We start from the raw sequence: 25,749 nt of genomic DNA, 5'->3' as shown, positions 1-25,749 counted from the left end.
AGTCAATCATATCGTGTCGGGTTACAGCGCAGGCTTAACCCGACCTACACTTGTCTGGAGAATCCCAATGCCTAGCGTCATGCTCAGGAAACGCGAAGACGGCAAATTGCTGTTCTACATCGCTAAAAAAGACCTTGAAGAAACCATCGAATCCTTAGAATTTGACAGCGCCGATAAATGGGGCGGTGAAGTGGTTTTGGGTGACGGATCCAAATATTACTTTGATCCGCTGTCACCTCCGCCTAAAATCCCTACAACTTTGCAAGCTAAACGGTTATCGGAGGAATAAAGCCATGTCTCTGTATATTGTTGCCGAAGAATGCATTTCCTGCGGCGATTGCCTGCCGGTGTGCCCTACCGACTCCATCAAGGAAGGGGCAATTGTTTTTGAAATCAACAAAAAAACTTGCACGGAATGCAATGGCGATTACGACGAACCGCAATGCGTCAAGGTTTGCCCAATCGACAACTGCATTCTGCCTTTAGTGGCTTGACGCCATGAGCCAGTCTACCTTAACCCGGGAACTGGCACTGCGCATCGGGCTGGCGGCTCGCGCCCTGCCCGATACCCCTCCCAAACTGTTTATCTCCGTGCTCCGTGCCTGTATAGGCACAGCATTAAACGACAAAAACCTGGCCGAACTCGGCAAAGCCCAGTTCCAACAAGCCTTAAACAATTTCGGCATTGTGGCCAACGCCGACAGTATCCGTGAATCGTTGCGCATTCTGCAAAACAGCGAGGAACCCGCGCCGATAGCCGATCCCTGCCAGACAATTGCATCCGCCAGCTCGATCCGAATTGCCATCGGCAGCGACGATCCGCAGTTAATTAGCGGTCATTTTGGCTCGTGCCGGCAGTTTTTGATTTATCAGATTGCCGCGGACGACGCCCGGCTCGTCGATGTGCGCAGCATCGATAGCGACGCGCAACGGCAGCATGACGACAAGAATGTGTATCGCGCAGAACTGATCGCCGATTGCCGAGTGTTGTATATTGCTTCTATCGGCGGCCCGGCGGCGGCAAAACTTATCAAATACGGCATTCATCCGGTTAAAGCCGACCAGGGCGAAGCCATCACTCAAATTATCAAACAACTGCAAATCGTTTTAGCGCATGCCCCGCCGCCGTGGCTGGCTAAATCGATGGGCATCCAGCCCGTGCAGCGCGTTTGTTTCGAACAGGAATCCTAGCGATGATTAGTCCAGAGCAACTGCAAACCATAGCCGAGAAAATTAACGGCCAAGCCTTGAACGAAACCGTCGTCAGTGGACTGCGCGGCGAATACCCCGGCGTCCATTTCACCTATTGCATGGACGACGACCTGCCCAACAATGAACCGTTATTGGAAGGTGCGGGATTCAATCTGTACTTGGTCGATGGCCGCGAACATTGCTTACGCATTACCGATAATTACGAAAATGCCTCGGGCATTGTGATCGCCGAAGTTATTCCCGAATAAGACGATAATATGGCGGAACAAGACAGCCCTGTTACTCTGCCCGTCGCCGATTGCAGCCTCTGCCCGTTCCGGGGGAAAACCCTGCTGATGGGCCGGTGCATGCCCGGCGATACTTGCGTGTTCATCAATAGCGGCCGGCAAATCGACCGTTTCTTTCGGGTCAATCCGGCCTACGCCACGCTTTATTTGCAAGACCCGTTCTGGGAACGCCGGGCCATCGCCGTGCGCTACGCACCGCTAAAAGCCTTGTCGGCGCTGATCACCGACGAAGACGAAGTGGTGCGCCGCGCTGTCGCGTTTCGTCTGCCGGCCCAGCAGCTACAAGCCTTGATCGACGACCCGGACCGCGAAGTACGCATGACGGTCGCGGACCGTATCGATCCGGAACACCTGGAGTTGCTGGCTGACGACCCCGACTATATCGTGCGCTTGATGGTCGCCAAACGCCTACCGCCGGGCCGCTTGTTTCGTTTCATCAAAGACGAAGACTTACAAGTACGCAAGCGCGTTGCCGAACGGCTGCCGGAAGTCAGCCTGGGGCTGATGGCTAACGACCGTTCGCCGGATGTGCGGCGCATCGTCGCGGAACGCATGGCGCCGGAAGACGCAACCATGCTGTTAAACGACGAAGATTGGGTTGTGCGCTACACAGCGGCACTAAAGGTCGATCCCGCGCAACTCGCCGCTCTCGCCGAGGATCCGGAACCGGATGTCCGCGAACTGGTAAGGCAACGCTTACATTCAAACTCCACACCTGAAGCCGATCATGACTGAATCAAGACTCAATCTTGCCGGACAAGACATTACCGATTGCTGTAAAAAAATCATCCCCGGCCAAACCGACGATTTGCTGCTCAGCAAACTACAGGCGCTGATTCCCGACCACCCCATCCGCCTGGCTTTGACCGGTGATGAATGGTACCGGCTGGGCGGCGTGGTGGATATGGACGGCAAACGCATCGCCAACGATTTAATCGAATGGGTGGAACGCACCTATCTGGAATGCGGGCAAAACCTGCAAACCCTGATCGATTACACGCTGGAACAAAAACTGATCGCCACCAAACAGACCGGCAAAACCCTGTATTTTGTGGTACAGACCGGCACCAAAGCCGAAGATTTTACGCTGATCGAAATTGACAAGACTCACGAAGTCTCTGATCGAATGCTTGTCGACGAAAACAATCCACCCGACGATCTGGAAGAATTCATCGACCCGCTGCAACCCTTTTGCATCGAGAGCTTCGGCTTTGGGCATTCTCGGTACACCTACCGGCGCAAGACCGATGTCAAGCTGTTCATGGAAGTGATTAACGAGCGACACCCCGGCGAACATCCGGTACAACGCTTCATGGAAGACTGGAACCGCAGCAGCGCCGGCCAGAAGCACAGCATGTCCGAAGACTGGATCATCCGCCCCTACCGGCACACCGGCCGCTTCGGCGAACAAATCGTCAACGTGGAAATCGTCAACACCCACAAAAACAACCTGCCGCATCTGGAAGACTTTGCCGGCAAGAAAGGCAGTGCGTTAAGTAATGTATTGAATCGCTTTGACCGGCAGGCAGGTTATCCGTTTGCCTGGTTTTTTTACATGGTCAAAGGCAAGCTGGTGTCTACTCACAGCGCTGACGCAGTCTACAAGGATATTTCCGGGGATTTTGCTTATTTGCCGGAGCGGGATGAGGCGGTGTTGAGGGATTGGATTTCTACGCCGTATAACGTTTGAGGTGTTGAATTGGCCGTCGTCCTTGCTGGGCGTAGATACTCTGTTCAAAAGCAACAAATTTCATCATTTTTTACTCGGCGATGATGGATTCAGGGATGGCATAAAACCGTGTGTTATCGAACGGCTGATCGTGCTTCAACATGCCATGGATCGCATGCAGTAATTTACGCATGACGGCGCAGACGGCTTGCAAAGGTTTCTTGCCGTTGTCGATCAAATGCTGGAAATACGCTCGCACATGCGGATCGTGCTGTTTGGCACTCAAGGCCGGCATATACAACGCCGAACGAATATGCCGGTTACCGGCCTTGGATAGCCGCATTTTCTTGTGTACGCTTTTGCCCGACTCAAAGGCCTTGGGATCGAGTCCGGCAAACTTGACCCATTCGCGATGCGACAGGTTGGGCGGCAATAGCAGTAGTTCGCCCATCAAGGCAATGGCGCTGGTTTGGGCAATGCCTTTGATGCCGGTCAACAGGTCGAATATTCGTTGCAGTTCCGGATGCTGGTCGATCAACGCCAGCGCCTCGCCAGCCAACGTATCGATGCGTTTTTCCAGCTGACTAATCGCCAATTTGGCATCGCGTAGTAGGGCCTTCGGCGTTTCCTCGGTCGCACTCAGCGCATGTAGATGATTTTTCGCGGCGGCCTTCTGACCGGTTAGCGCGTCGATACGGCGAGCATAGCCGCGCAAAGCCAGCGCTTGATTCGAAGGACGAGTCCAGGCGACGAAATCCATGCGCTCGACATATTCGGCCAAGGTGTTGGCATCGACGGCGTCGGTTTTACTGTTTTTCATCAATACCTTAGCGAAGTGATGCGAAGCCTTGGGATTGACCACCATCACAGGTACACCGACGTCGTGTAGCGCAATAGCAAGATCGAAATGGTAAATACCGGTGGCTTCCAGACAGACCTTGATGCCGGGTAATTTGATCAACTTATTCACCAGACGCGCACGGTCGCTACGAGTATTAGCATATTTTTGCGGGTCGAACGGCTTGCCGTTCTTGCGGATCACTAAAACCAATTCGTCGGCGCCGACATCCACGCCGGCAAACAGGCGATGGACAGATTCAGCGGGGGTGTTGAGCGAGCGGTTCGTCATCATCATTTTTAAATACAGTTTAAAGGGAAGTACACTATTCACCGGTTCCCGACCCTGCACATGCACCTACCTTCCTTGTGTATGCAGGCTCTAAGCCTCGGATACTCCACGGTATGGGTGAATAGGGCGGGGGCCAATCTACACGACAGGCTCTGGTAAACTACCAGTCCTCAGGGTGGGACGGCCTCCCAATGAACAATCACAGCTTAATCGGTTTTTCTGGGCTATCGGTTGTTAAAATTCATCATACAAGGGTGGGCACGGCTTTTTGTGCCCACGCGGTGATGGGTTTAATGTGTCGCTAACGCGAAGGTTGTTTTGTATGTCGGGTCTCGGCCCGACAGCCGAGATACTTTCTTTTGTGTGGCCAAAAGAAAGTATCCAAAGAAAAGGCCACCCGAATGCCGCTTATTCCCTGCGCTCCGAAGCTTTTGAACGGGGTTGCCGAAAGGGGCTTCCTGCCCCTTCGGCAACGTGCGGCATCCCTGCCGCACCCCTTCGGGCTATTCCGTCCAAAAGCTCCGGTGCTCGGCGCGGCATACGGGAGTAAAGCCCTCTCGGGATCAGAATATCAATGCATGATTTGCGTGAGAGCCATAAGTTTTTACAATGGAATACGTTTGCGATCCCTTAGCCTACTTCCAATCCGTAAAGAACGGATCAATTTAGCAACTTCGTCCATTTCGGTAGTGCTCTCAATTTTTGCAGCAAACCCCATTCGCCCTACTACAGCAGGCAAGGAAAAAGTCCAATACAAACTCATCAGCGGATTTATAAATAATTCGCTACCGCTGGTTCGAGATGTCACTTGATGATCCCCAAATTCACCTTTTATCGCGCTAGCAACCGAATTTGTAACAATAGAATGCCTAACGCGCATATTTTTATTAAGGTAATCAACCAATTCCAGGTACCCTCTGCCATCATACATATCCTTGGTTAAAGAAAAAGCGCCCAAATAGCCATCGTCCTTGATTAGTGTCGCAATATTTTCAAGACAGGCGTGGTGATTAACATCGTGGAAATGATCTATTCCAAAACCTACCATCGCCATTAAGCTTTGTTTTACGGCTACGCCGCTGGCAGCAATCATAGAACATGCATCTTCAACAACCGTGCCTATCCCCGGCTCATCCCCAAAAATCAGACTATCGGTGCCACCATCAACCAATACCAGCGTATCGATTTGATGACGCTCGACTATTTCGGCGTAAGCACTTCTCAACGGTAAGACGCCAATTTCATTCGAAAACGCATACATTGCCGACTCTTCTCCCCGAGACGACAACCACTCCAAAATGCACCTCTCTGGAAAATACGGCAAGTCGGCAGATTGTTTATTGACAAGAAAAGCGCCAGGGCAAATTTCTTCGCAATTCGTTAAGCCAAGCTCTGTAAAAGAGAGATTAGCCATCGTGACTTGCTTACCAAGGCGACGCAAATATAGGTAGATGGGGACACCACTGACAATATCAAATCCTCCGCCAACCCCAGCAATTAAAAAGCGTTGTCCATTTGCCAACGCATCGAAAAATGGAATGTTCACATAAAACCTTTGGCTTAGTGATGTAGGACCGTCCGATTAAGGCCGTAAGTTGCAATGGGTAGGGCGTCAATAGGCGTAGCCGTATTGCGCCGTATGTTGGCTTTAAATCATTCGGCGCATTACGCTGTCGCTAATGCGCCCTACAAAATTTCATACAAAATAATCTGTCGAGTTCGGCGCGGGGTTTCTCCCGTATGCCGCGCCGAGCACCGGAGCTTTTATCGAGATCAGCCCGAAGGGGTGCGGCAGGGAGAGCCTGCCCCGCTTTTTCGGGCATGCCGCACGTCGGCGGAGGGGCTGGGAAGCCCCTTCTGCCGACCCTCGATAAAAGCTTCGGCGCGCAGGGAATAAGCGGCATCCGGGTGTCGTTTCTTTTGGGTACTTTTCTTTGGACAAGCAAAGAAAAGTACCTCGGCTGTCGGGCCGAGACCCGACGTTAAAACCAGCCGTCGCGCCAGCGACACAAAAAACAAACCTCAATCACCAGCTGTCTTAAACCGCGCCGCCGCCCCCAGCAATCCGGTAACAAAAAACGCCGTCCCCACCAAGGTAAAACGCAAATTCAGCTTCTCAATCGCCAAATCGTCCGTCGCGTACAGCATGAAAATCACCGCAATCCCGCCCCAGGCCAGAAAGCCCAATACGGCGGAGAGGATGGTTTTACTCAGGGCTTCGGCTTCGCTGGCCGGCGCGTCCATCCGGTAGGCGACGAAACCGCAAATCAGCGCCGGCATAATCCCCCAGCGGGCGTGATCGAGGAAACTATCCAGGAAATTGAAATCATCCCGGCGATAAAAGGTTAACTCCAGGATAAAGGTCGAGATGGTGGTACTGACCAGGAAGCAGACGAACATGATCGCCATGTAAAAGCCGTAATTGTGCTCGGCGGGTTCCTGTTGATGGCGGAATGCGATGCTCCGCAAAGCAAAAACCAGTGTAATGGGCACCACGTAAATGGCGATTGAATAGGCTATCCAGCGCAGGGTGGTATAGCTAAAGTGCGGTAACGGTTTGTCCGGAAACAGAAACACGTTGTGCAACGCCACCGACACTTCCCGCCCCAAAATCACGCCAAACGCCGTCGCTGCGGCGAATATCAGCAGGTATTTATAAGTGTGCTTCAAGCGCGCTTCGTGCACATTGCCGCCGAGTTTTCTGACCGTCTCCCACATGTCGTTTTCGCTGGGACTGCCGAATACCACCGCCGCCGCCAGCAATCGGCACAGCAGTCCGGTCAGTCGGTCCAAATCCTTCAGCAAGTTGACCGTCTTGGTGTAATGCGGCTCGGCTTCTTTCCAAATATTCACTTTTTCCGACATTGCATTATAGGAGATGCAAATCTCGCCCCATTTCAGCGAAGGCTCGCTGAACAAGCGTCGGTACGAAGATTGATCGGCATAGTGCTGGATTTGGTCGAACAGCAGGCTGTTATGCGCCCATTTGTATTCGACCGTGGCACCGGATTTATCGAAATCGCCGGCGTCGATGCTTTGCACCAACAGCCGATCAGCGATTTGGGCTTTTATCTTGTCGTCCGCCGCCGACAGCCGGGATTTGATCAGCGCGTTATACACTTCGACGGCTTTGGTCGGAATCGCAAAAGCGTCGTGAATACTATCCCGTAAAATCAACAACGGATTAAATGGGCTTTCCCAAGCGACGAAAAACAGCATGATGCCGGCAGCAATTAGCGGGAACAGTTTGTTACCATCCAGACCGTAGAGCAGATTCACCAGCTCACCGGCGCGTAAATGACTAACGATCAGCGTTACCAACGGCTCCAGCGGCAGCCATTGCCAAGTCAGCAATAAAAACAATCCTGCCATCAACGAGCAGTAAAGGACAATCCCGCTCCAGTATGTACTGCGCCGGATAAAGTACTGCGGCAAGGTCGGTTCCGCTCCGAGCTGGACTCGGCGCTTTTGAAACGAGCGGTAAGCCAAAAACCCGGCGGCCAGAGTGCCGAGCAACAGAATCAGAAAATTGATCAGAAATTCGATGGTCATTGTTCCAACGTGATTATGCAAAGTTTGGGAAAGCGGCCATGCCGGCTGACGGCCATTCTAAAGCAAAGCCTCGCGTTTTAGCGAAGGCAATTGGTCGAGCCGGTTGGAATCGGTAGCAACAGGGTTGCCCTGCATCGCAGGTGTATGAACGGGGTTGGCGTGTCAGGCAGACAAGGCCAGCGAATCTTCCAGCGCGATTTCCAGCTCGGCCAGCATAATCTCCGACAGGCCAAGCCGACCGGCTTCCTCGCTGCTGGAGATCACCAGATCGGGCTGCGGCCGCGGCGCAATACCCAGTTTGTAGGCCACCATGTCAGCTACGCGCACCAACAGTTCCACTGTGCCGGTATGTTCGGTGGCCGGCTGGTGATGGTTGGCGGCAACCGTACGATAGGTTTCCGGTAAATTCCATTCTTGCAGCAACCATGCTCCTTTGCTCTCGTGCTGGCGAATGATCAGTTCTCGCTGCAAATCGGCAGGTAAATTTAGATTGAGGTCCTTGGCCGCCAGATCTTCCAAGCAGCGCAGCAGCAACAGTTCACCAATGTCGTGAAACAGGCCGGCCATGAAAGCTTCTTCCGCTATCGTCTGGAACGACAAACGCTTGGCCAGCCATTCAGCGCCCAAGGCTACCGCGACGCTATGCTGCCAAAGTTTGACCATGTATTGCTGAGTGGCGGCATCTTTTGCCGCAAACAAGCCTTTCTGCGCAACCAAAGTGGCAATCTGGACGATGCGCGGCAAACCCAAGCGGACCAGAGCGTCCTTGACCGTGTTGATTGATCCCAAGCCGGCATAGAATGACGAGTTGGCAACGCGCAAAATCTGGCTGGCTAAACTGGCGTCCATCGCCAATTGTTTGGCAATCGCGTCCAGCGAGCGATTTTCGTCTTGCAAGGCCAAACGCAGCTCGGTTACTGCCCGCGGAAATACCGGTAAGGCACTGGCTCCCGAGGTAATGGCCTCGTCTATCAATTCGGAAAGCGATTTTTCACTCATAAGATTGGATTGTATTATTGGCTCATCGACTGCCCAACAAGCGGCGCAGTTCGTATAAAGGGCGGGGTTTTCCAAAACGCGGCAGATTGCGGATCACTTCCTGTAACGAGGTAGCACCGGCGGCGGCTTTCACCAAACCATCCTCTAGCAGCGTAACCAAACCCGCCGTCTCCAGGCTCACCCGCCGGATTTCATAGGAGGTTTTGCGCTGCAATATCGCATCTTTGACCAATTCGTTCATCGACAATAGTTCGAACACGCATACCCGGCCGGAATAACCGGTAAACCGGCACTTTTCGCAGCCCTTGCCCAACAAAAATTGAGCGCCGGCAATGTCATCCGGCGTCACATTCAGCCGGCGCAGCAAAGCCGGATCGGGCTTGAACGGTTCGGCACAATGCCGGCACACTCGGCGCAACAGGCGCTGGGCGACTACCGAAACCACGGTCGAAGAAATCAGAAAAGCCTCGATTTCCATGTTCAGCAGCCGCAGCAAGCCGCCGATGCTGTCCTCGGTGTGAAATGTGGTCAACACTTTGTGGCCGGTCAGGGCCGCCTGGATCGCGGTATCCGCAGAAAACTTGTCGCGGATTTCACCGAGTACGATGATGTCCGGGTCCTGGCGCACGATGTGGCGCAGGGTTTCTTCGTAAGTCAGATTGATCTTCGGATTGATCGAACATTGCGCGACACCGTCGATAACGTATTCGACCGGGTCTTCGGCGGTAACGATGCTGACTTCCGGGGCGTTCAGGTAATCCACTGCGCTATACAGCGTCGTGGTTTTACCCGAACCGGTCGGTCCGGTGATAATGACAACACCGGTCGGTACGTCTAGCGAATCTTGAATAAAGCGTTCCAGCATCATGGGCGCCATGCCCACTTCGTGTATGTCCAGCAATTCTGTCTTGCGGTTCAATAGCCGCAACACGATTTTTTCGCCGTTGATGGTACTGAAAAATGAAGCGCGCATATCGATCACGCGATTGCTGCTAGCCTGTTCGAACATGACCCGACCGTCTTGATGCCGGCGCTTTTCGGCAATATCGGCGCCGGCCATCACTTTAATCCTACTAATCAAGGCCTGGGCAATTTCGACCGGAAAGTCCCGGTAGTGCACCATTACACCGTCAATCCGTTGCCGCACCCGGACCTTATGCTCCAACGGTTCGATATGTATATCGCTGGCTCCCTGGCGTATCGCGTCTTCAAAGATCCGGTTGGCAACCGCGACCGCCGACTGCTCGCCGACGGCTACTTTTTCGGCGCCGGTATTACGCTCGTAATTGAGCAGAAAACGCATGATCTGCGAATACCGCCCCACCGCCGGAATGATCTCGGCGCCCAAGACGTGCCGAGCCATCTCGATGGCGTTTTGATCCAGCGGGTCGCCGAAAGCCACCAATACGCCGTCCATTTGTTTTTCGATAGGCAAAAAACAATGCTTGTTGGCGGACTTTAACATCGGCTTGGTCATCAGCGTCTGATCGATCACGGCAGTACTTAAATCGATAACCGAAATCCCCATCAGGTCCGCCAAAACCTCGAGCATTTTCATTTCTGATATCAGATTACGTTCCACCAGAATTTCGCCCAGGCGTTTGCGCCCTGCTTTTTGCCGTTGCTCGGCCAGCGCCAAATCCAGGTCGGTGTTGGTGATGTACCCGAACTCCACCAGGAACAGGCCTAACTTGACTTTGACCGGGTGGTTACGAAACAACTCGACCAGTTGGTTGTGGGTGACATAACCCAGATCGCAAAGCACCAACAAAATCGGCTTTGGCGACTCCAGTTTGCCTTGCACCCGCAAGGCGTATTTCAGTTTTTCGGCATCGATCAGGCCCTGATCAACCAATAGGCCCAAGAAGTTTTCTGTGAAGCTTTTGCCGGAATCACCAGCGTTGCTGTTGCTTATGTTCATTGCCGCGTAATCGTCGTTGTCCAGCGGAGCGAAAAGAAAGGGGGCATGCTATCAACAGGTGTTGGAGGACGGATCATAGTCTATACAGCGCTAGGTAAACGAATTTTAAGCCGCGACTAAAGTCGCCAGGCCTTACGCCACCCTGCGCGCCACCTACCAGCAGACTAACAACAAACACGAGGGGGGGCTTCGAACGAAGACGAGAAACCGAGACAAACAAAATCAAGAGATCTCCCGCCTGCGCCGTCTGATACTTTCGTCCTTGAACCGAAGGTTCAAGTGGAAACCAAATCCAGTCAATCAGGCTTCCTGAATAAACAGGCATGCGCACCATGAATGGCAAAAAGTTTCCGGGGTAAAAACAGGTTCAGGAAACACCCAGTACTGCTCGAACGCCGCAGGAGATTGGACTGATAGTCTACCGGATGATTTACGAATTTTCCAAAACGTTTTCTATTTTGCTGCGCAAATCAGCCAAGCGTTGACCAATATCCAAACTGCCGTTGGCTTCGTTCTTGTTGGATGCCGTCAAGTCGTGAGCCAAGTTCAAGGCGGCCAGCACGGCGATGCGGTCGGTGCTGCTGACTTTGCCGGTGTCACGGATTTTGCGCATCTGCCGGTCAAGTTCCCGGGCAGAGTTGATCAACCCCTCTTTTTCATCGGCGGCACAGGCGATTTTATATTCCTTATCCAGGATATTCAGTGAAACGGGCTGGACGGCTTTACTCACGAATCATGCTCCATGGCTTTCAAGCGGGCAATCATCGCTTCCACTCGGGTTTTGGCCAACGTGGTTTTTTCCAGCAACTTGGCTTTTTCCTTAACCAAGGCATCCTGTTTAACTTTCAAGGACTTATTCTCGCTTTTGACTTGATTGAATTGGGCAATGAGCGTATCCAGTTTCGCTTCCAATGCTTCCAGTTCGGTTGATGGATCTTTTTCTGTTTGAGACATAGCAAGAGTATGGGCCGATATGACGTTATAATCATCGTAGATGGTTAAGAATGTTAGCATAAGCCATGTTATTAAACAGCTTTATATAGGAAACGCAGCCCAGATGACCTACCGTTCGGTTGAAGAAATTTTAGAGCAACATGACGCCGACATCGGCGCTGCTGAGGCGCATGGTATCGCCACCGGCATGCTCTGCGTCGAAATCCGCGCCGATGCGGAAAACTGGCTACGGGAACTCATTGACGACGAGCAACAGTTGATCGACGAAGACAAAGCGCTGCTGCATGGTGTGTTCGAAAGAACCCGAGTATTGCTGGAAAATCAAAACGACGATTTCGCCTTCGATTTGCTGATGCCTGACGACGACGATCCGTTAGACGAACAAGTGGAAGCCCTTCGCTGTTGGTGCCAGGGCTTTTTATTCGGCGTCGGTTATGCGCAAACCGGCGCCGACTGGCCGGGCGATACCGCTGAAGTGATGCGCGACATGATAGAGCTGACCAAAATCGACACCGACGTCGGCGATGAAGACGACGAAAATGCCTTGGTAGAACTGCGCGAATATGTGCGCGCCGCCGTGTTTACCGTCCGCGATCAATTTGCCGAACTCGGCCCATCGCAAACGCATTAATCTAAGTAGATCGACCATGAAACAAAGCGAATTCAAAAAACGCCGCGCCAGCCTGATGAAGCAAATCGGCAAGGGCAACATCGCCATCATTGCCAGCGCCCCGCAGCGCACCCGCAACCGCGACGTCCACTACCCGTTCCGTCAAGACAGCGACTTTTATTATCTGACCGGCTTTAACGAAGCCGAATCGATGGCCGTGTTCATCCCCGGCCGTGAGCAAGGCGAATATATTCTGTTCTGCCGCGAATTCGACGAGAAAAAAGCGCAATGGGAAGGCGCCCACGCCGGCCTGGAAGGCGCCACCAAACATTACGAAGCCGACGATTCGTTTCCGATTGACGATCTGGACGACATCCTGCCCGGCATGCTGGAAAACAAAAGCAAAGTGTTCTACCCGATGGGTAAGGACAGCGACCTGGACCACAAACTGCTGGAGTGGATCAACCACATCCGCAAACAATCCCGTTCCGGCGTCACTGCACCGGGCGAACTGGTGTCGCTGGAACATATTGTCCACGAAATGCGCTTATTCAAAAGCGCGGAAGAACTAAAACTGATGCGCCGCGCCGGCGAAGTATCGGCCAAAGCGCATATTCGCGCCATGCAAGCCTGCAAACCCGGTTTGTACGAATACCAAATCGAAGCCGAGCTGATCCACGAATTTATCCAGGACGGTCTGCGCGCGGTGGCTTATCCGTCCATCGTCGCCGGCGGCAAAAACGCCTGCACGCTGCATTACGTGGAAAACAAGGACAAACTCAACAAAGGCGATTTGCTGCTGATCGACGCCGGCGTGGAATGTGACCATTATGCCGCCGACATCACCCGCACCTTCCCGGTGTCCGGCAAGTTCAGCGAACCGCAAAGGTTGTTGTACCAATTGGTGCTGGATGCCCAAGCCGCGGCGCTGGCCGAAATCAAACCCGGCAATCCCTGGAACAACGCCCACGACGCCTCGGTGGAAACCCTGACCAAAGGCCTGATCGAACTGGGCCTGTTAAAAGGCAAACCCAAAAAACTAATCAAGGATGAAAAATACAAACAGTTTTACATGCACCGCATCGGCCACTGGCTGGGCATGGATGTGCATGACGTCGGCGATTACAAGATCAAGGACGAATGGCGATTGCTGGAACCGGGCATGGTGTTAACCGTGGAACCGGGCCTGTATGTGCCGGCCGATTGCGAAACAGTGGATAAACAATGGCGCGGCATCGGCATTCGCATCGAAGACGATGTGTTGGTAACAAAAGACGGTCATGAGATACTGACTGGCGGCGTGCCAAAGTCGATAGCGGCCATCGAAGCGTTAATGCAATCGAGCTAGCGTGACGGAGAAATTCGATATGCCAACCATCAGCATGTTTTATGGCGTCGTCATTTGTTTGTATTTCTTCGACGATGAGCGCCATAAACTTCCGCATATCCAAGCCAAATATCAAGACTACAATGCCTCGTTCTCCATAGCCGACGGCGCATTACTTAGCGGCGATCTGCCGGTTGCCAAATCCAGGCTGCTGCAGGCTTGGATTGAAATTCATCGGGAATCTTTGTTAGCCGATTGGAACTTGGCGATCAGTGGCGAAAAACTCTTCCCTATCGATCCTTTACGCTGAAGGAAGGTCATTATGGAATCCGTGATTCAAGTGCAACCTAAAGACAACTATAAACTGGAACTTTGGTTCGATAACGGCGAGCACCGCTTGTTCGACATGTCCCCTTATCTGAATAAAGGCGTTTTCATTAAACTTAAGGACCGCTCACTATTCGATCAAGCCTATGTCGGACTGGGTACCGTGTGTTGGCCGGGTGAGCTAGATGTCGCGCCGGAAACGCTTTATGATCGATCCGTAGCACTGGGCTAAAGCAGATGCAACACGATTTCGACCTGATCATAGTCGGCGCCGGCCTGGCCGGTAACTGTCTGGCCCTGGCGCTGAAAAACAGCGGCTTGAAGATAGCCCTGGTCGAAGCCAATAGCCGCGAGCAACTGCGTCATTCGCCGGCCGGCGACCGCGCCTTGGCTTTGGCGGCCGGTACCGTGGAACTACTCAACGACTTGGCCGCCTGGCGCGGCGTGGCCGATAAAGCCACCGCCATCAAACACATCCATGTCTCGGACCGCGGCCACTTCGGTAAAACCCGGCTAGCCGCTGAAGATCAGGGCGTGGAAGCTTTAGGTTATGTGATCGTCGCCCGCGACATCGAACAACACATGGCCGATCTGGTCGAGAAAACCGACACGGTGTGTCTGTATCAAACCCGGGTAACCGGCTTAATGTCCGGCCGCGATGCGGTCAACGTCAGTTTGAAACAGCATGACGGCAGCTCGCTAAATATCAGCGCCCAATTGCTGATCGGTGCCGACGGCGGCAATTCCACGGTGCGCAAGCTGCTGGAAATACCGCAGCAAGTCACCGAATACGGCCAGACCGCACTGGTCACCACCGTACAATCGGCGCTCCCACACCGCAACATCGCCTTCGAACGCTTCACCGAATTCGGCCCCTTGGCCTTGCTGCCGGTAGCGGGTAAACAATCGGCCGTGGTGTGGACGCGCACTCACGAACAAGCGGAAACCCTGATTAACGTCAGCGACCGCGAATTTCTTGCCGAACTGCAAAACTGCTTCGGTTATCGCTTGGGCGAACTGAAATTGGCCGCGCCGCGCCGGGCGTTTCCGTTAAGCCTGATCCGCGCCGAAAGCATGGTTTCCGGGCGCACAGTCATCATCGGCAATGCGGTGCATCAACTGCATCCGGTCGCCGGCCAAGGTTTTAATTTAGGGATACGCGATGTGGCCTTATTGGCGGAAATGCTGATCGATCAACACGAACGCGATGGCGATTTGGGCGATGCCCGCCTGCTGAAAAACTACAGCCGGCAACGCCAACAAGACCACGGTAAAACCATAGGCTTTACCAATAGCGTGGTGAAGCTGTTCTCCAACGACAATCTACCGCTGGCCGCAGTCCGCAACGCCGGTCTGACTATGCTAGACCACCTGCCGTTTGCGAAAAAACTACTGACGCGGCATGCGATGGGCTTGGCGGATAGACTGCCAAAAATCGGCGAACGCAAATAAACCCAAACCGCGCTACCTCACGCAAAAAAACTTAGCCAAATCGCCGCCATCAGGCTGGCTAAAGTCAAAGCAGCGGAGATAACGCGGGCAACAGGCCTGGGACGTGTAGCCGTCCATACCAACAGCGTCGAATACGCAGCGACCGGCAGCAGGAAGCTCAGCAAAATCATCATTAACGCCCGCCCCGGCGCACAAGCTTCGTTGCAGATTAATGTCCACTGCTTCCATAAGCCGACTCCCAAAGCAATTGCAAGAATGGCACCTGCTAGGTGCAACAGCCGTCTAAAACTGATTTGAACCTCCCGGAACAAAATTTGGCGCTTAATACCGACATGGAATGCGGCTTTCGCGTTTCGTGCGAATTGTAGCCGTAGGTCATATTGCCGCGGAAGCGGTTATGTGACATTCAATACTCGCTTCGGTGTATGTCAAGGAACGCTAACGCGCACCCTGACCCACGAGGCCCCATTTAACCCGGAGCCGCGTTTTCGCGGTGATCGGGTCGAACGGCTCGTTGGGCCGGTCTACCGATGATAAATTTGGATACTGTTGTGATTAGACTTTGCTGCAAGTCTGACCAACTATCTGGATCCGCAGACATATGGTGAAAATAGTAGGAGAACTCGCCATCTGTGAACAAATGCGTGCATTGAAACTCGCTTCCCTCAAAGCAATGCACGAGCGTGTTCACTCTTCCGTCCGGGCCTAGACGGTAGTACTGAATTCGCGGCGAGTGCGATGATCGAGACAAGATCCGCTCTTTGATTAACCCTTTGTGTTGTCCGAGGGCTTCGATTTGGTTCTCCGTCGAAGCCTTGTCGAGCCAGCCTTCCAGCTTACCGTCGAAGCCAATGGTTATACCAACATAGTTGCACGGCGCCTCCCCGCATTGATATGACTTTTGCGGGGCAAACGTTGGCGAAAGCGCCGCGATAGCGATGTGCGCAGGAGATTTGAAACTAACCAGTGGCGCATACTCGCTTGGAATCGAAAACTGATACCCAAGAAATCGAAAATTCGATCCTGCCGCTCCCGGCGCTCCATACAGGCCCACTTTGCGCAGAAAGTGTCTAGCTGGCTCACAGTAAATCGGCGGCTCGCCGAAAGCGCCTTCTATAAATTGGTTCTCCATATACGACCAATGATAAAGAACGGGCTGATCTGGGTTGCCGATAACCAGCACGGCGTGGTTTATAGTTCCGTTGCTTCTCATGTAGAGACCGGCCAGTTCGATCAAGCCTCTGATACTTTTGTACTCTGAGCCCCCAGTAGCGATCTGAATGCAGTAAGGAAATGTTGATGCTGCCTCCTCGGCGCTCGATTTCGCCGATTGCATCACATAAAGGGAATAAGCGGCTAGTGCAGTAGCTGCCGCGGCGATGATGATCAAGACGTTTCTGACCATCACTCTAGAGTCCAACCTTCGAGCTAAGCGGCCCGCGGGGGCAGGGCTTAGGTATCACCGCAAGTCCCCGGGTACGAGCGAGTAGACCAAGGCATTGTGCGGCTTGCCTTGAAAGTAGAGACGGCTCCTCGCTTCGCATTCCAGTTTGGCACCGAGCGACTCAGCCACCCGTTGGCTTGCTTTGTTGTGAGTAAGCACGACAATTTCAAGGCGGGTCAGGCCCAGTTGACTGAATCCAAGTTGTGCCGAATGGTGGGCTGCGAACCTAGCGACTCCCTGACCAGTATGCCGCGAGCTCACCCAGTAACCGATATTGCCAATCCGGTAGGCTCGGTTGATGTGGTTGACGCCTGTCCCGCCAATCACTGCGCCTGAGACAGCATCGAAGATGCCCAAAGGATACTCGGCATCTGCTTCCCAGAGTTGCATGGTAGTCTTGATCCAGTTTTCCGCATCCAGCGGTGTATAGTCCTTAGAGCACCATGGCATCCAGTAAACGAGTTCATCAATAGACTCGCGGACGGCTGAATAGAAGGCCCCGGCATCTGAGAGCTCGAGCCTGCGAACGATGTATTTGGGAGCGTCGGACATTGTGATGCTTAACAAGTAATTCAAAGTTCCGTATATCACCCAAACACGTGCTTAGCAATAAGTCAGAATGAAGTGCAACGAAAACTGGAGTATTTCCAAAGAGCGCCTGGATTACGCTCCGCTTCATCCAGGCTACTTTGACTAACTCCTACGCCGCCTAAGCACCACCCAAACCCCACCGATCATCGGCCAAACCATCCCCGGTAACGGCACAGCGGCGACCGGGTTGATGGTGAGCGGCGCTGTGTTTGCAGACAAGCCGTCACCCCCGGCATCCGCCAAACCGTTAATCAATAAACCAAGCTGACTGCTACCACCGCTCAGCACCTCGAAACGGATGATCGCCAACGTAAAGCTATCGGCTTGCAGGGCTTGTAAATCCGCCGCGTTGTCCAAGGACGATTCGAACAAATTCAGCACTCCCGGACCCAGCACATCGGCGGCGGTACTGTTGCCACCCAAGTCAAACACATCCAATTCGTCACCCAACACCGGATCGCCGAAAACCACACCGGCAAAGGCCAAACGTGTTGGGTCAAACTGAATATTAAAATCATAAGTTCCTAGCGCAGCGTCGCCCAAACCGGAAATGGTCAAACCGATTTCAATGGCGTCGGCGGTTTGGCTAAGGGGCATGAAATGTAAATCAATGGCCGCATCGGCCACACCGCCGGCGGCGAATAATGCTATACCGACCAGGCCTGCTTTGAATTGTTTCATCATCGTTGTTAGTCCTATATTCAGCATCCCGGATTCCCGCGTGCACGGGAATGACGGGATACTTTCGGGTTCTTAAGTCTGGCTGGAAAAAATCGATTACCGGCCGTTTGGGTCAAGCCCGCTTAAACTGCGCAACGCAGCCGGGTGCAAAGCAAAGTCAGCTTGCGCACATCCAATGCGTTGATCACGCCGTTTTTATCCAGATCGCGGGGATCGTTTACGCCGGTAGCCGGTTGGTTGCGGGCCGAAATGACCAGGTTCAAATCCAGTTGATCGACATCGCGATCACCGTCCAGATCACCCTTCACCGAGATGTTCTCGCAGCTATCCGGTAGATGATTGAAGTTGGTATCGCCGCTGACCCGGTTTTGAATATCCAGCACGTCCGATTTGCCATTGTTATTGCAATCCGGAAACACGTTCAGGTAATACACATCCTGCTCGCCGTGGTAGGTGGCGGTGTAAGCAATGTGCGCGCCGTTGGCGTCGGAGACTAACTGGGTGTAATCGCCCATTTTGTCGCTTTGCCGCTCTTCGCCGTTCACGATGTTATACGGCAGATGCGTATTGAACACCGGCGTGACCGCCTGATTTTTGCTCCAGGTTACGCCGCCGTCCCAGGAGTAGGCGTAGTAAAGCTGCGAATAGCGGTACGGCGCGCTGCCGCTGCCGTTGCGGGTGTCGTACCACACCGCGTCGAGGCGGGAGTTGGCCGCCACGCCCAGCATCGGGAACCATTGGTAAGCGTTGGCGGCGGGTGGATCGTCATTCACCCGCACCGGCGCCGACCAGGTAGCGCCGCCGTCACTGCTGCGCACGAAATGAATATCCTGCGGATCGTCGCCAGTTTGCCAGGCATAGGGGGAGACATGCGCCAGCAAGTAAATATTGCCGCGCAACGGCCCGGCCGATTGATCGGCGGCAATTTGCACATCGCCGTCGCCGCCCAGCGGGTTGGGCAACTGCAAACTCGGCGACAGGAACATCATGCTGTTGCCGCCCATATCGACCTTTTGCGCGGTAAAGGTGGGTGAAGCGGCGGGATCTTTGGCATCAACCGATTTCAGGAAATAGTGCCCGCTACGCACTATGCCCAAGGCACTGACGGACAAAATCGTTTCATCGACGCCGAATAGATAAACCTCGCCTTCCGCGCCGATGGTCAGCCGACCAAAGCCAAAGTTTGCCACCGGCAATGCCGCATCCGGTTCTTGATAACTGACACCGCCGTCCGTGGATCGGATGAAATATTTGGGGACATAATTTGGATCGGGGTTACTGTCGGCCGGCCGCCGCCAGGTGCTGTAAATATGCCCGTCGCTGGGACCGCCGGTTTTATCGATGGCCAGCCAGTTCTTGTCGCCTTTAAACTGATACACGGGTTCCGACCAAGTCACGCCGCCGTCGCCGGATTTAAACACCGAAGTGCTATCCGATACCGCCAAAGACTGGTAATAGAAATTGCCCAAGGCATCGACCTCCAACACCGGATCGGTGCGAGTTTGCAGTGGTAAGGCCGGCAGCATGCCGGTAGTCCAACTCGCGCCGCCGTCAAAGCTATAGGCATAGCCGCCGTGTTTGACGGCAGTGGGCGGTGAATCGAACTTACGCCAGCCCACGACAATATTGGCGGGATTTAGCGGATTCAAGGCCAGCGTCGGTTCGTTGCCTTTGTCGCCGGCGATGTTTTGCCCCTCCGCATCGACATTGACTTGATGGCTACGGTACTGTCCAAAGCTTATTACCGGGGAAGGCCCTGCCTGCGCGGCTGTCGTCAATGTCAAACCGATGCCTAAGCCTGCCGCGATTTTTACCAGCCTAACGTTACGGAAAAAGGGTGTACGCCATTCGCCAGGGGCAGTTAGCGGCCGAATCAATCCTGCAACTTCATCCCGTTTCATCACACGATCTCTCTTTTAGAACGACCATTCAGAACCAATCCCGCCAAGCCACTGGCAAATAGCCATACCGTCATCGGCACCGGTACGGCCGCCGGCGTTTCTCCCGACACCACGGTGGTTTGGAAGCTGAAAGTACCAATGCGCGTATCGCGCAAGCGGGCGTCGCGAGCGCCCAGATGATCGAAGCCCCACCCTAACCCAAGATTGCCGTTAAGGCTTAACGTATTCCCGACTATTGCGGTTGTGACATCAAACAACTCAAAACCGCCCGCATCGAAACCGATGTGATTGGTAATCACCCAACCGGAACGCCCCGGCGTCGCCGCTTCAAGAGCCGGATCGTATTCCAAGGTCATATCGCCCAACAACACTCTATTGGTCGGCGGATCGACGTCCACTCTAAAACGCATGACACCGCCTAACCCGATGCTACCGCTGGCAGTGCCGAACAAATTGCCGGGCTCGAACGCGAAAGTGGTATTTCTGTTCTGCCGCCCGCCCGGATTAACTATCGGACTCAGCCCGTTGACGCTAAATTGCAACCCGGTTGCCGGAATTTCATCGGCCACCATATCGTATAAATCCGGCGTATTGCCGTCTCGCAGTTCAACAAAGGTTTTTGATGCCGCCGAAGCGTCGTAAAACTCTTCCAGATAAATAGAAGGCCGACAGCAAATCGGAAAGTCTGCGGTGGGCGTGTCCGGATAGTCATTCACATCGACGCTGGCGATTAATACATCGCGGTTGAGGTTAAGGACTAGCGCACCGCCGCTGACTGTGGCGGCTTGGGCTTGGCTGATCGACAATACACCGAAAACGGCTAATAGCCAGGCGGATGATCGATGATTATTGATTTTCATAATGTCACACTCCTTGAAAGATATGGCCTACGGCCTATGCCGATAAAGCCCAAAAAGCCGCTAGCGAATAACCAGACCGCAGCGGGTAGCGGCACCGCCGATACCTGTCCGCAACCGGCATAGGCACCCGTGCCTAAACAGAAACTGCCGACATCAACCAGTTGCGCGCCTTGCAACATGCCGGCGTTTTCCGGCGACATGAGTAAATCGCCACTCAACTGCCAGTTTTCGGCGTTGCTAAAGCTCAGGCTCAGGTTGTTTAAGTCATACACCGCCATCGTGAAATAAATGTTATTAGCTAGGTACCAACCGGTGCGGCCCAAAGTTTGCCGGTTGGCATCGTAAAGCAGCGAAAAATCGCCGTTGACCAAGCCGGCTCCAGTCGGCGGCCAGTTCGGCGCATAAAAACCCTGCACGCCGGTCATGCCCACTTGTGCCCCGGCCACGCCGGCCAGCGTGATGGTATCGATGGCAAAATCGGCTGATGTGGCTTTGACGTAACGCTGGCTGGCTTGCGGACTGGGATCGCTACCGATAGCCGTCAACTCGAACACCTGATTCAGTCCGGAAATCTCGGTGGTATTGAGTTGGCTAAGCAAATGGTCGCCGGTGTTGGCCGGATTATCAGCATTGGACGTTGCCGTACTCCAAAACGTCGACAAGTAATAGCCCCCGGCATAAGGTGCCAGCGCATTGCGGTCCAGGTTCATCGTAAACGTACCGCCGGATGGCGCATTCAATGTCGCGGCGTCGGCGCTTGCTGAGGCCATTCCCATACCGATGGCTAGCATCGCCCGCACCACCAAAGCGGGATAGCCACAGTTTTTGTTGATCTTCATAAAATCCCTATCAGCGGATGGTCAGAATAAGCCCTCTCCCTGCCTAAATACACAAGCGGCCGTAGTCGACGGCATGCGGGCACGAAGAGGGATTTATTGCCGAAAGTCCGGGCCCGAAGCGAATCTTGGCGACCGCCCCAAGCCCACTTTGCGAGTTAAGCCGCGACCGAGGCTTTTCTACGACTTGCACCCAGCAAGCCCAGCAGCCCGCTGCCGAACATCCAGACCGCCGCCGGTACCGGTACCGCCGATGGCGCCGTGCTGGGCGCCAGGCTAAAAGTACCGACCACGGCATTGGTATTGGCGCCAACCAAACCGGCCCACAAACCGGTCCATTGCAAATCGCCGCTCAGTAGTAATTCGCCATTGCTGCTTAGCGACTCGGAGACGTTGGTCAGCTTCAAGAAATTTTGGTAGCCAAAACCGGTATCGTAGGTTTTGATATTCCAGGTGCTCCCGGTTTTTACCAGGCTAAAGTCGTAGGGCGTCAAAATGCCGCTGCCGCCTTGGCTGGTCAATAACCAGGCGCCGCTCAGACCGATTTGACCGACCGAGGTATTGCCGGCGTCCATCGTCGTGGCTTGTTCGGTGCGACCATAGGGACCGGCAGCCGGATAGCTGTTGGTCGTGGTGTTGGCGTTAACCGCAAACGACATCGCGGTGCTGGCGGTTGCCGATAGCGTCGTTCCGCCGGTGGTTGCACCGGTGATGCCCAGTAAATTATCGCTGGCGCCCCAATGTTTCGCGACAATCCAGCCATTCGGATAGCCACTGCCGACATTCACCGATGCCGCCGCAAAAGCGGCATTGTTGATGGTAATGGTGGCATCGCCGCTGACTTGTGCAGCACTGGCTGTAGCAGGCGCCAAAACGGCGGTCAATGCGCTGAAGGCGAGCAGGCCGGCGCTTGCCCATTGAGTGCGGTTGTAGTGCAAGATTGTCATTTTTTATTCCTTAATAAATTACGGTTAAAGTTAATCTGCAAATCGCCAACCCGAATTTCGGGTCTTAAACTGGCAGGTAACCCGGCTGTCTTAATCTCCAAGACCCGTGGCTTTCCGGCTCCGTCTCGCGGCGGATGTGGCATGTTTGTCGCGGTCCTTACGACATCACTCTAAATCCCTGAGTGAGGTACTCCTGAAAAACTCCTGTGGCAAATAGTTAACGACGGCATCAGTACTTGATTGAAAAACTTAGAAACCCGGCGCGGCCGGCTGCCGGCGCTACCCGGCCTTCGAAATAGCCGTAGGGCTGAAAATAATCCTCATGGCTGAGATTTTTGACCGTGGCCGCCCATTGGAAACGCCCGGTTTCGTAAGCCAACGCCGCGTCGAAGCTGTGGTAGCCGGCGGTTTTAAAGCGATTGTTATTGGATAAATAAGCGCCGGCGCGGGCGTACACGCCGAAGCCCAAGCTAAAACCTTGCAACTCATTCTGCTGAAAACGGTAATGCGCCCAGAGCCGCCCGGCATCTTCCGGGACTTGAGCCAAGCGATTGCCGGCAGCCACCCCGGCTTTGTCGTCCATGAAGCGGGCGTCGGTATGCGCATAGTTCGCCAGCACGCTGAAGCCCTCGACCGGTTGCCAAAGCAAATCCATTTCGATACCGCGCGAGCGTTGCTGCCCTGCGGCGACCGAACGCCGCAGGAAATCGCTGCTGTCGGTGACCGCGACCTGGCTACGCTCAATTTGGTACAACGCCAGTTGGCCGCTGAATTGATTCGCAAAATTGAATTTCAGACCGGTTTCCAGATGATTCGACAATTCCGGAGCCGGCGTATCGACGAAATTGACAAACGGTTGGCCGCGCATGCCCTCGCTATAGGAAATAAACCAGGAAACCTCGTCGTTTAGGTCGATCACGCCGCCGAGGCGCGGCAACCATTTCAGCGTATCCGTTGTGACGTGCATACCGGTTTGCGCGTTATTAAAATCGATACCCACCTTGCCCAACCTAAGGCCGGACAGCCAATGCAAACGCCGGTACAGCGTGCTTTGCCACTGCAGGTAAGCGCCGTAAGTGAGGTTTTCGATGAACTGATTTTCCCGGCCCGGACCGGGTACTGCATAAGGGGAATCAAATAGCGGTGCGCGCAGATCGACCGTACCGACTCCGAGTCCCAAAGCGCCGAAATCGCCCTCGATAAAGCCGGCATCTTGCAAACGGCTGTAATCCGCGCCCAGTAACAAATTATTTTCGCTGGGACCCAGCTTAAATTTGCCCTGCAAATTGCCCAATACGCTGCGTTCATGCTGTTGTTGAAACAATTCGGCGTTCACTAATGCCCAGTGCGATGCCGGCAGCAAGGGCCGATCCGCGACCAGGCCATCGCTGCCGAACAGGGTCTGAATTTTCTCGTCGAATTTAGCCTGCGCATAGCGCGCCTTCAGGTTTAAGCGCCAGCTCCCGGTGAGCTGCCGGTCCAGCGTAGCCCATACCGCATCGGCATCTGAATGGCTATCGGGCAGATTGGCCGGCCCCGGGAACAGATCGGGCCGGGTAGCAAAATCACCAGCGATGCTGCCGGTGGCGGGCAAGCCCTGGTACTCCGGTTGCTGCCAACGCGACAGTTTGGCTTGGATCGTCAAACGGGTTTGGTCGTTATCGGTCAGCGTCAGGGCCGGGTTAAGGTTAAAACGCTGCGTTTCGATTATGTCGATGTTATCTCTGGCGTTGGTATATTCGCCGGTCATGCGCAACAAAATATTGGCGTTTAGCGGTTGATTGATATCGAAATACGGCTGATAAAAGCTGTGGCTGCCGATTCTAAAACCCGCTTCGCCGAAGGCTTTGGCCTGCGGCAATTTGGCAAGCAGATTCACCACCCCGCCCACCGGGGAGCCCGAGCCACCGCTGTAGAGCAAGGCGTTAGAACCCTTCAGCACTTCGATTCTGTCGATATTAATAGTGCTTTCCCGGTCACCGGGGTTGTAGTACTGGGTAAAGCCGTCCAGCAGTTGTTCGGAACGAAAACCGCGAATTAAGGTGCCTTCGATAACCGGACTATAGAGCGTATTGCGCGCCACTATGCCGCTAACATTGACTAAGGATTCGCTGAGGTTGATCGTTTGCTGGTCGTCTAACAAGGGGCGGTTAAGCGCGTGCACCGACTGCGGGATTTGCTTGATTGGCGTGTCGGTTCCGGTAGCGCTGGCAATATGCCTGACGGCATAGGTCCGCGCCTCGTCAAGCATCGGCTCGGTGACGATTTCCGCACCGGCCTCCGCTGTTTTCGAGCCAACGACGGTCATGGCATCCAAGGTAATGGGCGGCGGCAGGCTAGACACCTCTTTTGCCTCCGGGCTGCGTTCCAAAGTCACCGTGTCGGTATCGATTAAACGGTAGGTAAAACCGCTGCCATGCAGCAAGTGTGTCAACGCCTGCTCTGCCGACATGTCCCCGCGCAGCTCCGGACTGGCGAGCTCACGCAACATGTCCGCTGAAAAAATCAATTCCAACTCGGCTTGCGCGGCAAATTGAATCAGCGCGTTATTCAAGGACTGGCCGCCGATATTAAAGTGGCGAACCACTTCCGCAGCGACCGCCTGGCTGCTGCTCAATTGTCCGCCGGCCGCCACCAGCCCGATCAACACCCAGGTATCGACACCGACACGGTTGCCTTTCAACGCATAGCACAGATATACGGCTGGCCGATGCCATACGCCCACTGCCAGCGGGTAGCGAAAATCGTTAATCCGTGCTTTCAAGATCCGTCCTGTCCGAAAAATAATGTTTCTCAACATAGAAGTCGTTTCAGCACAAAAATCGATCACAAAAATTTCCTGATTGGCAAAAAATCGTCTCCATTCCGGCAAAACCGCGTTGAAAAAATCGCAGCGCTGCGCGACTGAGGAAGTTTTCGGCGGAGGAACGACTTTTGCTTGAATGCGGGTAAATGGGGAACAGCCGTTGAAGGCTTGAGCCGGTGGGCTGGATTTTTCGACCCATATGCGCCAAACCGTTTTGGACATGCGCGCGCTGCCCGGAGTGGCT

Annotated in this window: 27 protein-coding genes, 1 other RNA gene and 1 riboswitch; of the genes, 11 read left to right on the top strand and 17 right to left on the bottom strand. The window is 54.0% G+C overall.

Going from position 1 to position 25,749, the window contains the following annotated elements:
• The first annotated feature begins 67 nt into the window (after window positions 1-67).
• From nifT to ACR02O_RS06610, 6 genes are read left to right on the top strand one after another with little or no spacing between them, the layout of a single operon-like run.
• The gene (gene nifT, locus ACR02O_RS06635; RefSeq protein ID WP_020483288.1) at window positions 68-289 is read left to right on the top strand and encodes a putative nitrogen fixation protein NifT; all 222 of its coding nucleotides are present in this window, start codon (window positions 68-70) and stop codon (window positions 287-289) included.
• A gap of 4 nt (window positions 290-293) precedes the next feature.
• Complete coding sequence (locus tag ACR02O_RS06630) at window positions 294-494, top strand: 4Fe-4S binding protein (protein WP_020483289.1); 201 nt, start codon at window positions 294-296, stop codon at window positions 492-494.
• A 4-nt stretch (window positions 495-498) separates the two neighbouring features.
• Window positions 499-1,191 (top strand): nitrogen fixation protein NifX, encoded by a 693-nt coding sequence (nifX, locus tag ACR02O_RS06625; RefSeq protein ID WP_033159064.1) that lies wholly within the window; start codon window positions 499-501, stop codon window positions 1,189-1,191.
• A 2-nt stretch (window positions 1,192-1,193) separates the two neighbouring features.
• On the top strand, window positions 1,194-1,460 hold the full coding sequence (locus ACR02O_RS06620) for a DUF6129 family protein (protein WP_026603355.1): 267 nt from the start codon (window positions 1,194-1,196) through the stop codon (window positions 1,458-1,460).
• Window positions 1,461-1,469: 9 nt separating this feature from the next.
• Window positions 1,470-2,234 carry a 4Fe4S-binding leucine-rich repeat protein gene (locus ACR02O_RS06615; RefSeq protein WP_033159065.1) on the top strand — a complete coding sequence of 255 codons (765 nt, stop codon included), beginning with the start codon at window positions 1,470-1,472 and terminating at the stop codon, window positions 2,232-2,234.
• The gene (locus ACR02O_RS06610; RefSeq protein WP_033159066.1) at window positions 2,227-3,189 is read left to right on the top strand and encodes a hypothetical protein; all 963 of its coding nucleotides are present in this window, start codon (window positions 2,227-2,229) and stop codon (window positions 3,187-3,189) included. Before ACR02O_RS06615 ends, ACR02O_RS06610 begins: the two co-directional genes overlap by 8 nt.
• A 70-nt stretch (window positions 3,190-3,259) precedes the next feature.
• Here ACR02O_RS06610 and ACR02O_RS06605 read toward each other — a convergent pair whose 3' ends face one another.
• From ACR02O_RS06605 to ACR02O_RS06570, 8 genes are all read right to left on the bottom strand, one after another.
• Window positions 3,260-4,303, bottom strand: a complete 1,044-nt coding sequence (locus tag ACR02O_RS06605; protein ID WP_494522208.1) for an IS110 family RNA-guided transposase — start codon at window positions 4,301-4,303, stop codon at window positions 3,260-3,262.
• Window positions 4,304-4,901: 598 nt separating this feature from the next.
• Entirely contained in the window at window positions 4,902-5,843 is a 942-nt protein-coding gene (locus ACR02O_RS06600) for a DUF1152 domain-containing protein (protein WP_494523043.1), read from the bottom strand.
• Between the two features lie 476 nt (window positions 5,844-6,319).
• Window positions 6,320-7,849: a hypothetical protein gene (locus tag ACR02O_RS06595; protein ID WP_494523042.1), complete on the bottom strand. Its 1,530-nt coding sequence runs from the start codon at window positions 7,847-7,849 to the stop codon at window positions 6,320-6,322.
• Between the two features lie 162 nt (window positions 7,850-8,011).
• Window positions 8,012-8,848 carry an HDOD domain-containing protein gene (locus ACR02O_RS06590; protein ID WP_494523041.1) on the bottom strand — a complete coding sequence of 279 codons (837 nt, stop codon included), beginning with the start codon at window positions 8,846-8,848 and terminating at the stop codon, window positions 8,012-8,014.
• A gap of 22 nt (window positions 8,849-8,870) precedes the next feature.
• Window positions 8,871-10,769, bottom strand: coding sequence for a GspE/PulE family protein (locus ACR02O_RS06585; RefSeq protein ID WP_494523040.1), 1,899 nt, complete (start codon window positions 10,767-10,769; stop codon window positions 8,871-8,873).
• A gap of 227 nt (window positions 10,770-10,996) precedes the next feature.
• A non-coding RNA gene (gene ssrS, locus ACR02O_RS06580) (6S RNA) lies at window positions 10,997-11,176 on the bottom strand.
• Window positions 11,177-11,199: 23 nt separating this feature from the next.
• Window positions 11,200-11,499 carry a cell division protein ZapA gene (locus tag ACR02O_RS06575; protein WP_101054117.1) on the bottom strand — a complete coding sequence of 100 codons (300 nt, stop codon included), beginning with the start codon at window positions 11,497-11,499 and terminating at the stop codon, window positions 11,200-11,202.
• Window positions 11,496-11,723, bottom strand: coding sequence for a TIGR02449 family protein (locus ACR02O_RS06570; RefSeq protein ID WP_033159102.1), 228 nt, complete (start codon window positions 11,721-11,723; stop codon window positions 11,496-11,498). Before ACR02O_RS06570 ends, ACR02O_RS06575 begins: the two co-directional genes overlap by 4 nt.
• A gap of 103 nt (window positions 11,724-11,826) precedes the next feature.
• Here ACR02O_RS06570 and ACR02O_RS06565 point away from each other — a divergent pair, with 103 nt between their 5' ends.
• Genes ACR02O_RS06565 through ubiH form a run of 5 tightly spaced genes read left to right on the top strand, consistent with a single transcriptional unit; the run spans window position 11,827 to window position 15,439 of the window.
• Window positions 11,827-12,354: a UPF0149 family protein gene (locus ACR02O_RS06565; RefSeq protein ID WP_101054119.1), complete on the top strand. Its 528-nt coding sequence runs from the start codon at window positions 11,827-11,829 to the stop codon at window positions 12,352-12,354.
• A 16-nt stretch (window positions 12,355-12,370) separates the two neighbouring features.
• A complete protein-coding gene (pepP, locus tag ACR02O_RS06560; protein ID WP_494523039.1) occupies window positions 12,371-13,681 on the top strand; it encodes a Xaa-Pro aminopeptidase in 1,311 nt (436 codons plus the stop codon).
• Between the two features lie 19 nt (window positions 13,682-13,700).
• The gene (locus tag ACR02O_RS06555; RefSeq protein WP_494523038.1) at window positions 13,701-13,970 is read left to right on the top strand and encodes a DUF4160 domain-containing protein; all 270 of its coding nucleotides are present in this window, start codon (window positions 13,701-13,703) and stop codon (window positions 13,968-13,970) included.
• 12 nt (window positions 13,971-13,982) lie between these two features.
• Window positions 13,983-14,219, top strand: a complete 237-nt coding sequence (locus ACR02O_RS06550; protein ID WP_415879096.1) for a DUF2442 domain-containing protein — start codon at window positions 13,983-13,985, stop codon at window positions 14,217-14,219.
• 5 nt (window positions 14,220-14,224) lie between these two features.
• Window positions 14,225-15,439, top strand: a complete 1,215-nt coding sequence (gene ubiH / locus ACR02O_RS06545; protein ID WP_494523037.1) for a 2-octaprenyl-6-methoxyphenyl hydroxylase — start codon at window positions 14,225-14,227, stop codon at window positions 15,437-15,439.
• Between the two features lie 17 nt (window positions 15,440-15,456).
• On the opposite strand, the gene ACR02O_RS06540 is transcribed toward ubiH, so the two are convergent.
• The 9 genes from ACR02O_RS06540 to ACR02O_RS06500 all read right to left on the bottom strand — a co-directional run bounded on the left by ACR02O_RS06540 (window position 15,457) and on the right by ACR02O_RS06500 (window position 25,463).
• Window positions 15,457-15,612 (bottom strand): hypothetical protein, encoded by a 156-nt coding sequence (locus ACR02O_RS06540; protein WP_494523036.1) that lies wholly within the window; start codon window positions 15,610-15,612, stop codon window positions 15,457-15,459.
• A gap of 296 nt (window positions 15,613-15,908) precedes the next feature.
• Window positions 15,909-16,829 (bottom strand): hypothetical protein, encoded by a 921-nt coding sequence (locus ACR02O_RS06535; protein WP_494523035.1) that lies wholly within the window; start codon window positions 16,827-16,829, stop codon window positions 15,909-15,911.
• Between the two features lie 69 nt (window positions 16,830-16,898).
• On the bottom strand, window positions 16,899-17,435 hold the full coding sequence (locus ACR02O_RS06530; RefSeq protein WP_494523034.1) for a GNAT family N-acetyltransferase: 537 nt from the start codon (window positions 17,433-17,435) through the stop codon (window positions 16,899-16,901).
• Window positions 17,436-17,576: 141 nt separating this feature from the next.
• A complete protein-coding gene (locus tag ACR02O_RS06525; protein WP_494523033.1) occupies window positions 17,577-18,158 on the bottom strand; it encodes a cohesin domain-containing protein in 582 nt (193 codons plus the stop codon).
• Between the two features lie 119 nt (window positions 18,159-18,277).
• Window positions 18,278-20,056, bottom strand: a complete 1,779-nt coding sequence (locus ACR02O_RS06520) for a hypothetical protein (protein WP_494523032.1) — start codon at window positions 20,054-20,056, stop codon at window positions 18,278-18,280.
• Window positions 20,056-20,916, bottom strand: coding sequence for a hypothetical protein (locus tag ACR02O_RS06515; RefSeq protein WP_494523031.1), 861 nt, complete (start codon window positions 20,914-20,916; stop codon window positions 20,056-20,058). Before ACR02O_RS06515 ends, ACR02O_RS06520 begins: the two co-directional genes overlap by 1 nt.
• Window positions 20,913-21,755, bottom strand: a complete 843-nt coding sequence (locus ACR02O_RS06510; RefSeq protein ID WP_494523030.1) for a hypothetical protein — start codon at window positions 21,753-21,755, stop codon at window positions 20,913-20,915. Before ACR02O_RS06510 ends, ACR02O_RS06515 begins: the two co-directional genes overlap by 4 nt.
• Before the next feature lie 155 nt (window positions 21,756-21,910).
• Window positions 21,911-22,699 (bottom strand): hypothetical protein, encoded by a 789-nt coding sequence (locus ACR02O_RS06505; RefSeq protein WP_494523029.1) that lies wholly within the window; start codon window positions 22,697-22,699, stop codon window positions 21,911-21,913.
• A 72-nt stretch (window positions 22,700-22,771) separates the two neighbouring features.
• A riboswitch (cyclic di-GMP riboswitch) is annotated at window positions 22,772-22,850 on the bottom strand.
• Window positions 22,851-22,928: 78 nt separating this feature from the next.
• Window positions 22,929-25,463 carry a TonB-dependent siderophore receptor gene (locus ACR02O_RS06500; protein WP_494523028.1) on the bottom strand — a complete coding sequence of 845 codons (2,535 nt, stop codon included), beginning with the start codon at window positions 25,461-25,463 and terminating at the stop codon, window positions 22,929-22,931.
• Window positions 25,464-25,749 lie beyond the last annotated feature (286 nt).

The sequence above is a fragment of the Methylomonas sp. PHL2-19 genome (assembly GCF_059331595.1).
Note: the sequence above shows the minus strand (reverse complement) of the source record. Positions and strands in the feature narration are given on the sequence as shown.